At 34.8% G+C, this 13,012-nt stretch carries 15 protein-coding genes and 1 tRNA gene; 3 read left to right on the forward strand and 13 right to left on the reverse strand.

Translation table 11 applies throughout. The features are described 5' to 3' along the window. Window positions 1–378 precede the first annotated feature (378 nt). Together H5J24_RS12895 and H5J24_RS12900 are read left to right on the forward strand one after the other, a co-directional pair. Window positions 379–1,122, forward strand: coding sequence for a helix-turn-helix domain-containing protein (locus H5J24_RS12895; RefSeq protein WP_232815559.1), 744 nt, complete (start codon window positions 379–381; stop codon window positions 1,120–1,122). Window positions 1,123–1,158: 36 nt separating this feature from the next. Then, on the forward strand, window positions 1,159–2,313 hold the full coding sequence (locus H5J24_RS12900) for an FAD-dependent oxidoreductase (protein ID WP_232815560.1): 1,155 nt from the start codon (window positions 1,159–1,161) through the stop codon (window positions 2,311–2,313). A gap of 806 nt (window positions 2,314–3,119) precedes the next feature. Here H5J24_RS12900 and H5J24_RS12905 read toward each other — a convergent pair. The 4 genes from H5J24_RS12905 to H5J24_RS12920 all read right to left on the reverse strand — a co-directional run bounded on the left by H5J24_RS12905 (window position 3,120) and on the right by H5J24_RS12920 (window position 6,124). After that, window positions 3,120–4,034, reverse strand: a complete 915-nt coding sequence (locus H5J24_RS12905; RefSeq protein ID WP_232815561.1) for a tetratricopeptide repeat protein — start codon at window positions 4,032–4,034, stop codon at window positions 3,120–3,122. Continuing rightward, window positions 3,965–4,540, reverse strand: coding sequence for a tetratricopeptide repeat protein (locus H5J24_RS12910; protein ID WP_232815562.1), 576 nt, complete (start codon window positions 4,538–4,540; stop codon window positions 3,965–3,967). The genes H5J24_RS12905 and H5J24_RS12910 overlap by 70 nt, the downstream gene beginning before the upstream one ends. 106 nt (window positions 4,541–4,646) lie before the next feature. Continuing rightward, on the reverse strand, window positions 4,647–5,780 hold the full coding sequence (locus tag H5J24_RS12915; RefSeq protein WP_232815563.1) for a tetratricopeptide repeat protein: 1,134 nt from the start codon (window positions 5,778–5,780) through the stop codon (window positions 4,647–4,649). Beyond that, on the reverse strand, window positions 5,777–6,124 hold the full coding sequence (locus H5J24_RS12920) for a hypothetical protein (RefSeq protein ID WP_232815564.1): 348 nt from the start codon (window positions 6,122–6,124) through the stop codon (window positions 5,777–5,779). Before H5J24_RS12920 ends, H5J24_RS12915 begins: the two co-directional genes overlap by 4 nt. A gap of 338 nt (window positions 6,125–6,462) precedes the next feature. Between H5J24_RS12920 and H5J24_RS12925 the strand changes: the two genes are divergently transcribed. Continuing rightward, window positions 6,463–6,948, forward strand: a complete 486-nt coding sequence (locus tag H5J24_RS12925; RefSeq protein WP_068942841.1) for a GNAT family N-acetyltransferase — start codon at window positions 6,463–6,465, stop codon at window positions 6,946–6,948. Window positions 6,949–7,185: 237 nt separating this feature from the next. Here the strand turns inward: H5J24_RS12925 and H5J24_RS12930 are convergent, their stop codons facing one another. The 9 genes from H5J24_RS12930 to H5J24_RS12970 form a co-directional block, all read right to left on the reverse strand. Beyond that, complete coding sequence (locus H5J24_RS12930; RefSeq protein WP_068942840.1) at window positions 7,186–7,683, reverse strand: hypothetical protein; 498 nt, start codon at window positions 7,681–7,683, stop codon at window positions 7,186–7,188. Between the two features lies 1 nt (window position 7,684). Then, window positions 7,685–8,245, reverse strand: coding sequence for a hypothetical protein (locus H5J24_RS12935; RefSeq protein ID WP_232815565.1), 561 nt, complete (start codon window positions 8,243–8,245; stop codon window positions 7,685–7,687). A 35-nt stretch (window positions 8,246–8,280) separates the two neighbouring features. Continuing rightward, entirely contained in the window at window positions 8,281–8,619 is a 339-nt protein-coding gene (locus tag H5J24_RS12940) for an RHS repeat-associated core domain-containing protein (protein ID WP_232815566.1), read from the reverse strand. 25 nt (window positions 8,620–8,644) lie between these two features. Then, a complete protein-coding gene (locus H5J24_RS12945) occupies window positions 8,645–8,902 on the reverse strand; it encodes a hypothetical protein (protein WP_068942838.1) in 258 nt (85 codons plus the stop codon). 87 nt (window positions 8,903–8,989) lie between these two features. Continuing rightward, window positions 8,990–9,062: transfer RNA gene (locus H5J24_RS12950), tRNA-Lys, on the reverse strand. Window positions 9,063–9,334: 272 nt separating this feature from the next. Next, window positions 9,335–10,036 carry a DAPG hydrolase family protein gene (locus H5J24_RS12955; protein ID WP_228407608.1) on the reverse strand — a complete coding sequence of 234 codons (702 nt, stop codon included), beginning with the start codon at window positions 10,034–10,036 and terminating at the stop codon, window positions 9,335–9,337. A 231-nt stretch (window positions 10,037–10,267) separates the two neighbouring features. Continuing rightward, complete coding sequence (locus H5J24_RS12960; RefSeq protein ID WP_068942837.1) at window positions 10,268–11,068, reverse strand: helix-turn-helix domain-containing protein; 801 nt, start codon at window positions 11,066–11,068, stop codon at window positions 10,268–10,270. Between the two features lie 136 nt (window positions 11,069–11,204). Further along, complete coding sequence (locus H5J24_RS25630) at window positions 11,205–12,473, reverse strand: collagen-like domain-containing protein (RefSeq protein ID WP_068942836.1); 1,269 nt, start codon at window positions 12,471–12,473, stop codon at window positions 11,205–11,207. Between the two features lie 20 nt (window positions 12,474–12,493). Beyond that, entirely contained in the window at window positions 12,494–12,883 is a 390-nt protein-coding gene (locus H5J24_RS12970) for a T9SS type A sorting domain-containing protein (protein WP_232815567.1), read from the reverse strand. Window positions 12,884–13,012 lie beyond the last annotated feature (129 nt).

A 13,012-nucleotide genomic window follows, 5' to 3' on the forward strand; every position in this document is an offset into this window, starting at 1 on the left:
GTAACGTTTTCTTTGGGATATTCTTTTTAAACTTATTTTTAATCTTGATAGAGCCTGGGCTGTTTGTTTACAGTCCGGGCTTTTTTGTTGGAAAATGTTAGGGCGCAAAAGAATGTAAATGGTATAACTTTTTAAGGTGCGAAGATTTTATCTCTAATAAAATTGAATACTGCTTTATCTTTATCTACCACGAATTCACAAATAAATTTCAAGTTATATTACTATGTGGCTAAAAAAAATTAAACCATATAGGGATATAGATTTTTGAATTATACATAAATTATTTATTCGTGTATTATCCGCTAAAAAAAATCATTAATAAATTAATTATTAGTCTATTTTTGTTTTTTCAATCTCTTAAAAAACACACTGCTTTGTATGGATAATGATTTCCATTTTCATTTCATCGAACCGGATCAAAATATTGCAGATTTTGTAGAAAACCTGGGTACTTTCCATAACCGATCAGATGAAGCAAAAGAAGTGGTGATTATTCCTGATGGAAGGGTTGATTTATTTTTCATGCAATCATCTTCAGGGCCTTTTCAAATCACTCTTATTGGATTGGAAACCTATCCCGAACAAAGACAAATCCCACCGAAAACTCAGGCTTTTGTGGTGAGCTTTAAACCTATTGCAGTGGAATACATTTTACACACCACCATTGCTGATGTATTAAATGCTGCCAAAGAGCTTTCTAAAGATTTCTGGAATTTTAAAGCTGATGATTTACAAGATTTTGAACTTTGCTGCACAAAAGCAACAAAAAAAATACAGGAGCTGATTCCCCTAAAAACAGATGTGAGAAAACATAGACTTTTTGAACTCATCTATACATCAAAAGGAGAAATGAGCGTGAATGAACTTTCGGAAAAAGTGGGCTGGAGCAGTAGACAGATCAACCGTTATTTCACAAAATATCTGGGATTATCATTAAAGGCCTACTCTACTATTCTGCGCTTCAGAGCCTCTTTGGAACATATTGCACAAGGCAAGTTATTCCCGGAGCTTAATTATACAGATCAGAATCATTTCATTAAAGAAGTGAAAAATTTTCAGGTGTTGCACCCAAAGAATTATCAAAAAATAAAAACGACCGATTTATACTATTATCAGTGTTGAAGGGACAGTAATTTTGTCCTGTAAAATTTAAATACAATGCTGATAGACAATATATCAATCGCCATCATTGGCGACGGCCCTGCCGGACTTACACTGGCAAGACTTTTACAGCTGAAAAATGCCCATGTAAAAGTATATGAAAGAGATTTTAATAAAGAAGCCCGTGTTCAGGGCTCTCCTCTCGACATGCATGAAGATTCGGGGCTGGCAGCCATACGTAAAGCTGGTTTACTGGAAGAATTTAAAAAGACATTCCGACCGGGAGCAGATAAAACGCTCATCATGAATGAACAGGCTGAAATTCTGTTCAGTGATCATGAGAACAAGCCTGAGGAAGATTTTGGAGCTGAACATTTCCGTCCTGAAATAGATCGTGGTCCTTTGAGAAATATGCTGCTGGAGTCTCTGCAACCTGACACAGTGGTATGGGACAGCCATTTTATATCCATGGAGCCTCAGAATAAAGGATGGGTACTTCATTTCAAAAACGGAACTTCGGCTTATGCGGATCTGGTGATTGCATCTGATGGAGCTCATTCTAAAATCCGTCCTTATCTCACAGATAACCAACCTATTTATTCAGGAGTGATTATGCTGGAAGGTATTGTTTCAAAAGACCATGCTCCTAACATTAATGCATTGATTAATGGTGGAAAGATAATGGCCTTTGGAGATGCTAAAAATATACTGATGGGACAGAAAGGAAACGGCGATCTTGGCTTCTATGCAAGCTTTAAAGCCGATGAAAACTGGGCGGTTAGCAGTGGACTGGATTTTTCTGATAATACCGCAATCCTGCAATGGTTTAAAACAGAATATCCGGAATGGAGTGAAATATGGCACGAATTGTTTGAAAAAGCTGCTATTCCTTTTATTCCCCGTCCTATTTATTTTATGCCTTTAGATCAGACCTGGGAAGCAAGATCCAATATAACATTAATAGGTGATGCCGCCCATGTTATGCCTCCGTTTGCAGGAGAAGGAGCCAACATGGCTATGCTTGATGCTCTTGAGCTCAGTGAATATTTAACAAGCAGTCATTACAGTACTTTACAGGAAGCTATTTCACAATATGAGATTACGATGCGAAAACGAGCTGCCACTGCCACAAAAGAGTCTCTTGAAAACGGAGAACGGATGCATTCTAAAACAGCTTTAGCAACGATGCTGGAATTCTTTAGCGGTCATTAAAAAAATGAGGTAATGCTTAAAGGATTATTATATGATCTTAATATAGTTTTTCAATAGGGTTCTATCCTGCTTTCAGTGTCTTTACTTTATGATATTTGTGTTTACGAAAAAAGGCTGTCTCCCTCAAGACAGCCATTTTTTCTTAAAATAAATCGTTTCTCTCTCCTTAAGATCCTGATTTCGGAGATTCATTTATGTTTTTTGGATTCATGTATTTTGTGTTTTTTCTTTAGTTTTATTATAACTAAGCCATTTTTTCAGGTCCTTTGCATTCTTTGTTATCAAAAAATTGATGATAAACTTTTCTGCTAAACAGTTTTTCTGAATCGTTTTTACTTAAATACATGTACAAATCTATATTTTAAATCGAAAAGAGAAAAAAAATAACCTACTACACTCATACAGCATTAAATTAAAACACTGAATATCAAAATTTAAACAAAATAATAACCATAAGCAAGAATGCTTAGAAAAATACAGAAACAAAAAATATATTGGTAAAATCATAGAAAAATCTACCCATAAATTTTCTTATATCCTACTCATCTCTGATCCCCGCAACCTTATTTTCATACCTCTATCATCCTTTTTGAATAAATTAACACGCAAAAGCGAACAAAAACACAAACAAATGATTATCAGATAATTAAAACCTATTTAATCAGCTGTAGTACTCGTGTAGTAGACCTATTTTTTCTTATTTGAAGATTTTTTTTCAAATTTGACCAAAGAAACCACAAAGAAATTCGAGTGGCGAAAAAAAACATTTCGAAACACTGTCTGATTGATCAATCAGACAGTTTTTTTTACAAATCATCAAAAAATTGGTAAATATCGGTTTCTGTTGGAATACTAAGTCGTTTCCGGATCCGATATTTTTTTTGCTGAACGGTCCTATGCTGAATAAGAGTATAGCCAGCAATTTCCTTAGAGGTAAAATGCAGCTTCAACATGGCACAAAATGAAAGCTCAGAATCTTCCAGATTAGAATTAATACCTAAAAGTTTATTGATAAACTCAGGATATGCCTCTTTAAAGGAACTGAGAAACTCAGGGTCATTTCTTTTGGCCATCTCTATGATTTCCTCCTGCCTGTTATCATTAATCCTGTTTTTCAGATTTTCTGCTTCTGACTTCAGATCTGCTTTTCTTATTCTTAAGGTATTAATGATTCTCCAGGTATATATAGCAAGCAGTGAGAGTCCGGCAAAAGATAGAAAAACAACCCACTGCATTTTACTTTTATGTTTTTCAGAGTCAGTTTTTGCTTCTGAGATAAAGGACTCCATATCCTGATTGATGGTTGCCAGCAAAGCTGTATTAGTTCTGTTCTTAGCTTCTGTATAGGCCTTAAGATAAAAATAAGCTTTTTCTTTATCTCCTGTAGAGGCATATAAAGATCTGAGATCATTATAAATATACTTAGTGTATTGCGCGAAAATACGTCTGGTTTTTTTATCGATTTCCAGGGCTTTCAAAAATTCTTTTTCCGCTTTATCATATTCTCCATAAGCAGCATAATATTCTCCCATAACCGTATGAATATTAAGTGCTATGGCATCCTCCTTTTGATTCATGTTCATTGTATGATAAGCTCTCGTTATATACTTATAGGCAGAGTCTTTATTTTTATAATTGTATATATAATCGCTTATCGTACAATCTGCAACCCCAGTATGATCAAGCCTTCTGGCTTTCTGAAAATATTCCAGAGCTTCCATAGGCTTCTTTTTTGGGTATAATAATCTCCCTGCTGCAAATAGATATAAAAGAGAACTCTTGTTTTTAATTCGGAATTCCTACTTTTCTCAATATTTTTCAGTGCTTCATTATTGTATTCAAATGCTTTATCAACCCTTCTCATTTCAGAATTAAGTCTGCCATAAATGTTATAAAATATAGCTTTATGTAAAGGATTATCAGAATCTTTTAGAATCTCTTCTGCATTATTAAAAAGAATATTGGCTTTCTGATAATTCTCCAGTGACATATTGACTCTGGCTAAGTTAATATAACATAATGCCTTACCACCATCATACCCTAATTTCTGTGCTTTTCGGTAATATTTTTTATTGAGATTAACCAACGAGTCATATTCACCGGCAAGCCTGAATTGTTCATTCTCCGTCATCAGGGGAATATCAAAACTTTTCTCATATTTCCCAGAATCAGGACTGCAGGAAATCACAAGAATAAATAAAACAAAAAGAAGAATGCGTACCACCATGCTTTTTTCCCTTTAACTGAATTTTTGTATAAATTAAGATTTAAAACTGACTTTCCGAAGTTTGTGATGTTACATTTTTTTTAAATCATCTTTCCATTTTGGCTTTTTACTGACTTATTCTACCAAAAAAATCATAAATATCTTCTTCTCCTGGAATATTAAGTCTTTTCCTGATCCTGTATTTTTTTTGCTGAACAGATCTGTGCTGCACAAAAGTATAATCTGCAATTTCTTTGGATGAAAAATTCAGTTTCAACATTGCACAAAAAGCCAGCTCAGAATTCTCAAGATCCGGATTGATCTTTAACAGAGTACTTATAAAATCCGGATACAATTCTTTAAATTTCATCAGAAAGGAGGAATCATTCTTTTGGGCAAGTTCAATAACTTCCTTCAGCATTTTTATTTTAACATGATTTTTCAATTCCTCTGTTTCTTCCTTTAAAACTTTCTTTTTTAACCTTTGTGTTTGAATAGTCTTCTTAACATATATACCTGAGATGGTAAGCACAGTGATCGATAATGCAATGGTCAAAGGCAGATCGTTTCTATGCCAGTCCGATTCGGGTTTCAGTTCAGAGATAAAATTCTCTGTTGCTTTATTCATGGTATTTAATCTGGCCACATCCAGTCTTCCCTCCTCTTCCATGTATTTTTTCAGGTAATGATATGCCTTGCCGCCATCATCTTTCTTTTTATAAAGTTCTGCAAGGGACTTGTATACATTATTGATATGAGATGAATAGGTACGTCTTGTTTTTATATTAATTTCAAGGGCTTTTTTAAGGGCTTTTTCCGCCTGGTCATTATTATTAATTTCGTTATAGTAATATCCCATGGTATAATATACCCAAAGAGATTCTGCATCACTTGTTTTTTGGCTGAACATCTTTTCTTCAGACTTTGCAATATAAATTCCTGCAGAATCAGGCTGATGTCTGAAAAGATAATACTGGGCTACCATACAATTGCTGTATGCTGAATCTTCCAATTCATTCCCTTTTAAAAAACATTTCAACGATGTTCCGTACCATCCTTTAAAAACAGAATGAATTCCTTTATTGATATAAAGTCTGGGAAGAAGTTTCTTTTTAAGTTCTGAATCTTTGGCTTGTTTGAGAAATAAAAATGCTTTTGTATTGCATTCTATTGCTTTATCATATAATTTAAGATGAGAATAATACTGACTGTAATCATCATAAAACGCGGCTTTATGGAAACCGTTTTCTGAATTTTTCAAATCTTTTTCAGCCTTATTGAAAAAAACAAGGCTTTCTCATAGTTTCCTGCAGATATATTAACCTCAGCCATATTAAGATAACAAAGAGCTATTCCTTCATTATATCCCATTTTAGCTGCTTTTCTCAAATATTCAACATTAAGCTTAATAAGCGCTTCATATTCTCCGGAAAGCTGCAGGTCTGAACTCTTATTGATAAGGGCCGTATCAAAATCTTCTTTGTCTTTATCCCGGGAACCGGAACTACAGGAAATCACATACAATAACAGACTTATGCCTAAAGCACAAATCATCATTTTTTCTAAGGTTCTTGTATATATTTTATTATTTTTAATACTTTTCAATTTTTAAAATTCTCTATACCTGCCGTATTTTCCTATACCTACCTACTCACTTTTAACGCATTGATAAAACTGTTTTCAAACTAATATTTTCACCAATCCATGTTATAAATATACATAATTTATACCATCAATTTTAATATAAAATCACAATTTCCTTTAGATACATGATTAAAAAAACAGCTTTATTTGTGATAATAAGACTATCTAAAACTAAATTTGTTACATTTTTTTCTCTTACTTAATATAGTTCTTTTTATTTTTCTCTGAGATCAAATCAATTTCTCTAAATTCTTCTGTTTAAAGAAAATTACTCTAATTTTATCATCATAAAAATAATCATGAATATTGAATACAGGAAACTTTTGCCTCATGAAAGCAAAATCTATCGGACTCTTCGCCTGGAAAGCCTTGAACAATTCCCCGATGCTTTTGAGGTCAATTATCAGGAAGCATTGAATATTGAGAAACTCAGAATGGAAACTGATATTGAAAAACAAACTCCTGAAAAATGGGTCTTAGGTGCTTTTGCAGATCAGAAATTGATTGGACTTTGTGTTTTTGTTAAAAATGAAGATCATTCCGGTACTATTTATCAGATGTATGTCAATAAAAACTTCCAAGGGAAAAATATAGGTTCTGGATTGTTGCAGGCAGTCATTCGTGAAGCCAGGGAAAAATTGAATGTAGTTGAAGTTTATTTAGAGGTTGCTCATCAAAATGAAACTGCTTATCATCTCTATAAAAAGAATGGGTTTCATGAAGTAGAGCATCAAAATGACAAAGAGGAAATATCGAAGGTTATTGTGATGAAATATACTGTATAAAAAGAACTATAAAATTGTAGTAATTTCAAGAACATCTACGTTGTTTTTTTGCAAAACTTACTTTGCTATTTCCTAAATAATTCTTGTATTGGTAAATGTAACAGCTTTCATATATTAATAATAAAGATCATTGTAATTACAATGATCTTTATATTATTTGTAACGCACGAGCTAGAAGCTCGCGCCAGCGAGGGGAAAAACTAAAACTAATTAGACTCCTCTTAATATTTTATAAATTTAAAATCCAGAAGTCCATAACAAATTGTTTAAAGTAAACCGTCCCACTATAAAATCATTCGGATAATTTTTAAATCCATCTTTCTTTTTACAATTATTAACAGCATCATTTGCGTGGTTTTCATCTAAAAAAACACCAATAATCCTCTCATCATCTAAAAAAGTATTGATAGTATAAGTATGGCTAACTTGAAAAATATATTGTAAATTTAATTCTTTTATTGATTTACTCTCTTCATTAATCATATCTTCTTCATTTAAATAATCCCGTCCAATTTCTCCGACAACGCTATTAAAGCCATTTTGCCAATGAATTTTATTTAATTCATATTTTCTAATAGTAAGTCCATCAGGATAAGTTCTAAATCCAGGTAAAGTTAACGCTTTTTCTTTTGCTTTTTCGAGCAGTTCTGTATCATCAAAATATCCTAGAAATTTACAAGCTGAGTGAGCTTCATCTGTATAAATATGCTCAAGTGCATATACAAAATAATTCATATTATTTATTTTTTTTTGGTGGATTTTGAAATGATCTATCTCCCCACTTCTTTATACCTTGATACTCTGATCTTGGGCCCGTATCTGCTTTTGATTTATTCCACTCTCCTTTTCCATATTGTTCATCCATTAATCGTGTAGCAAATTCTTTACCATTTTCATCAACATAAGGTCTCTCTCCTGATGCCTTTGCCCATCCAGGAGCATCTTTAGATCCGTCCTTTCCAGAAATACCAGGAATAGGAACTTTCCTTTCTCTTCCTGAGGAATTATCAGCATTTAAAACTCTATTGGGCCAATCAGCCACCTGCTTATACTTATCAACTAAAGGTACCCATACATCAGATGTGGATACAGCAATCGCAGTAAGCCCCATTACCGTAGCAGCTTTAAGATCATCTCCTAACTTATTAAAACCTTCCCTATTTTCTTCCTGGGTATGAACAGGAAAAGGTGTTCTGATGTTCCCTCTCTCAAACATTGGAATAGGTATTCCAATACCTCTATAACCTCCTCCTCGATGAGCTTTAGAAGCAGCTTGCTTACCATTCGGATCAATCAAATTGATAGGATTTTGATAAGTGTAAATATAAGGATTCAGGTTCCCCAAAAATAAACCCCTCCATTATGCTGCCCATCACCATAGAACTGAGTTTCTGTTACAGGGTTATAAATTGCCAACGGATCCACACCATACCAAACACTCAATCTCGGATTATAATACCTTGCACTATAATAATACAAACCTGTATCCTCATCTAATTCTTTTCCGTTAAACTTGTATGGATTATTATATGATCCATCCATCTGCTCCAGCATGGTTTCTCCGAATGGTAAATTTAACAAAAATTGTGTTGCATCTCCGTGAGAATTGGTAACAAAAATTAGCTGTTCCCAAATGATCCCTATGCAGATAGTATAAGCCGGTTTTTCCAAGAAGGCTTTCTGCTTTTCAAGAAGCTTAACTTAGCTCTAATTCCATAATACGTTGTTCAGGTGTCTTTTCCATGGTATAAGGTCTTTGGTTTTCCCAATCAAAGTTACCATATTTTCTGAGCCAATTTAAAATAGTCCCGTGGGATTGTATACCATATTTCTTGCGACAAGTACTAATGGTGGATTCACCGGATTCAACTTCTTTTACTATTTGAAGTTTTAAACATAAACTGTAATCTTTCTGTGTACGTTTGATGTACTCTGATTTTAATTGTTCTTCCATAACGATTTGTTTTTGTGTATCGCTATTTCAGGACTAGACATCTATAAAACAAAAAAGAACCACAAAATTGTAGTTCTTTTTTATCAGTGACCCGGCTGGGATTCGAACCCAGGACCCATACATTAAAAGTGTATTGCTCTACCAGCTGAGCTACCGAGTCGGCCACTTACTTTTTTAAGTAAACCCCTTTGTTTAAGGGACTGCAAAGATAGTAAAATATCCTTTAAATCCAAGCTTTCCAGAGCTTTTTTCATTTAAAAAATTCAGCTCGGATCTGTGATAGTATTTTCTGATTAAAAAAGCTACCATACAAAATACTGATCAATAAATATTTATCATAAGAAATGCGACATGAGCAGCTCCTATGTCGCTTAAATTATTTTTTGAAAAAATTATTATTTAGCATCAGATGTATATTGTATGTAATTAAGGCTACCAAGGAAGTGGAGCTTTGTCTCCCTCTTTATTTTTAGCATAATAAAGTGAAGGAAGTACGTGGGCTAAATAGGTAAATTCACTGTAACAATGCTCCATCAATCCAAACCCGACTTCATCTGGCAAATGATTTTCAGTATCTGCCATTAATGCTCCAAGATAAAAATGACTTCTCAATGTACTTCCTTGCAATGTATCTCTGACTACGTGGAACATATAACCATCAATAGGATCTCCATTACTATCTACAGGGGTATTTTCACCAAAACCTATTCTGGCATAAATAACGGCACTCACAGATCCTTCGGCATAGGCTTTCTTTAGGATATCGGCATCAAAAATTTCTGCAGGATCATGGAACTTTATCGTAGCAGATACAGGCGGAATATCGCCGAGAGATTCTGTAGCATGTATAGTAGCTCCTATATAGTTCTCATTTTTAATCCATTGGCTGTCCCAGCCGCCGTGTTTTACATGATCATGAGGATGCCAGAGCTTAAGATCTTCTGTGGTTTCAAAATATTTGAACCACCAATCCAGCATTTTCCCTTTACAATGATGCAGAACATTCCTCATGGCAATATGCAGCATTCCGTTTTCCAATCTCCTTATTCCTGCTTCAAGGGCTATGGGTTTAGGAGATAAAAGTGCATTGATATCCCTGAACATTACTTCTTCGATTTCCTTTGTAGGTTTCATACTTGATATTTTAATTACATTATTTGAACTTGCAATTGATGAACTATGAAGCAGGGTAAGACTTAGACTGGCTTATCCCTACTTACTTCTTGAAGTATCAATTGTTATACAAATGTAAATCATCCGGATTCTCAGGATACTGCACAATTTTCTAATCGACCTGTACAATTTGGAAATTTATTGTCGTGAAATCAGATCGGAATTAAAAGTAAAAAATGAAACTCTCACCCATTACAAACAGTCATTCAATTTCCTAAACTCTTCAGGGGTATGCCCGGCTTGTTTTTTATAAAACCGGGAAAAATAAGCGGGATCGTCAAAATTAAGATCAAATGCAATTTCTTTTATTGTGAGTTCACCTGAAAGCAACATCCTTTCTGCCTCTACAATAAGTCTTTCATGCAGCAGCTGGGTAAGGGTTTTATGCATTTTTTCCTTTAAAATCTGATTGATCCGTTTTTCACTAAGCCCCATTTTTGAAGCATAAAAATCGGCCTTGCGCTCAGTTTTGTAATGGTCGTCCATCAGCATAATGAACTGATAGACTCTTTTCTGATCAATATCCTGATTTAAAAAATAATGTTGGGAAGCACGGATTAAGTTGAGAAGAAAGACTTTCAGTAATGACTTTAGAACCAAATAGCTCCCCATTGAGTTCTGATATTCTTTCTCAATCAATATCCTGAGGTATTGAAGTGTTTCCACCACATCATCATTCAGATGGAGACAGGTGTACTGCCCTTGCATATTGAAGAGATTGAAAACATCCAGCGCAAATTCCTTATCATCTTCTTCAAGATACTCTCTCTTAAAAGCAATTACACATCCTTCCCTTTCTTCAAAATTTATTTTTTCAGAACGATATAAGGGAATCAAATAAACGCAATGATCTTCATCTATGCCATTCATTTCGTTGAACCATATCATTTCAAAAAGGTGGACCCGTTGGGTATTTTCCATATATCTAGCCGGATAATTTCGAAAGTCAAAAAAGGTAAATTTCGTAGAATCAATCTGATGAATAAATTTCATATTCCGTGCTCAATTTGTAATGTTATACAAATATACGAGACTACAGAATGGAAATAAAACAAAAAAAGAACCACTGAGACAGTAGTTCTTTTGATTGATGATTGCACAGAGGTACAATTTTATATAGAATTTAATATCATTTGATTACTGTGGCTTTAAAAGAAAAGGATGAACCGGAAACAGAACCGGCATCATAGATGTAAACCGTTACCGTATTTGCAGATGTTACTTTAGAGGTATAGATGGGCGGGTAATCTCCTGTTGGAACGTTACCAGCGGGATTTACAATAACCGCATCCCCTACCGCAGCTCCATTCACTGTAATTGTAAATGAACCAGATATACCCACTGCCGGCATAGTTGCACTAGCAGTTCCTGTTAACAGTTGTGCGCCACTACTGCTTGGTGCAGACCAGGTTCCATCACCTCTAAGATAAGTAGATGAACTTGCAGTACCTGAAGATGTAGATATTTTTGCTACTGTAACAGAAGCATCTGCAATCTTAGTTGTAGTTATTTTATTAGCTCCAATGGTTACTACCCCGGAAGCATTTATGGTAGCATCTCCACTCATATTTACAGGAGTTCCAGGTGTAAAAGGTGATGTTGAATTAGTTAAAATAATTTGTCCTCCAGCTGTTCCGTTAGAAAAACCATTACCCTGAGGACCTTGAGCTCCCGCTGGACCGGTTGGACCGGTAATTCCCGGAAGACCTTGAGGACCAGTCATACCAGTAGCTCCAGTTAATCCCTGAGCGCCTACCGGGCCTGTTGGACCAGTAACTCCCGGAAGACCCTGGATACCTTGAGCACCAGTCACACCAGTGGCTCCAGTTAATCCCTGAGCGCCTACCGGGCCTGTTGGACCAGTAACTCCCGGAAGACCTTGAGCACCGGTCATACCAGTAGCTCCAGTTAATCCCTGAGCGCCTACCGGGCCTGTTGGACCAGTAACTCCCGGAAGACCTTGGGGGCCAGTAGCTCCTTGAGGACCCGGAATAGAACTTCCTGAAGTTTTCGCATATAAAGCATAAGGAACACTTAGTAACTGTGATATTCCTGTTATCGTATAATTATTACCTCCATTAGGATCTGTTTCTATTTTTATAAAGTAAATATCTGATCCCCAGTTGATGGTAGAATAAGAACCACTCACTAAGGTACCGGCACCAATTTTTACTGTTACTAAACCATTAATATTAGTAGTTTGAGTTTGAGTTTCCGAGTATACTACAGTTCCTGTTGTTGAGCCTTTCAATATAGAAAATCTCATCCCCACATTCTGGTTACTTACCAATTGATTACTTGAATTTCTAATAATAGCCTGATAGCTCATTGCATCCTGTACTTGTGAAAACATGAGAGCAGAAGCAAAAGAGGCTGCTAGAATGGAAAGTTTTTTCATAGGTAATTAGTTTTTATATTTTATTTGTTTTTAAGAACCTTAAAAATTTTGATCGTTGCCCCCTCTTTTGATATTTTTAATAGATAGATTGAAGCAGGATAAGAGGTCATTGTAATTTGAGTTTGTGCCTGAGTTATCGGTTGACTTGTCAGTAACTTGCCACTGCTGTCAAAAAGATCATAGCGATATTTATTGTAGTCTTTAAATCCGACTTTCAGATTAAGAATATCTGTTGTGGGATTGGGGAAAACAGCAAGACTAAGATTGATTTCAGTAATATCAACTCCTAATGTTGGTATGATTTCATAAGACTGCTGGACACCAGCTGTAACACTTCCTACTGAAGAAGTTATATTTTCATAAAAACTTTGGCCAACAGAAGCAGCCACACTGCCTGTAACACCTGACATATTATCGCCACTGGTATTTAAAGTCTCCTGTGCAGAAATCTGGATAGAGAAACTAACAAGAAATAAGGAAAGTGTAAAAATGTAGTTTTCATATCATATTGATGTATATATTTATTAGTTTTTCAATTA

Origin of the sequence: Chryseobacterium capnotolerans, from assembly GCF_021278965.1 — a bacterium.
Taxonomy (GTDB): Bacteria; Bacteroidota; Bacteroidia; order Flavobacteriales; family Weeksellaceae; genus Chryseobacterium; species Chryseobacterium capnotolerans.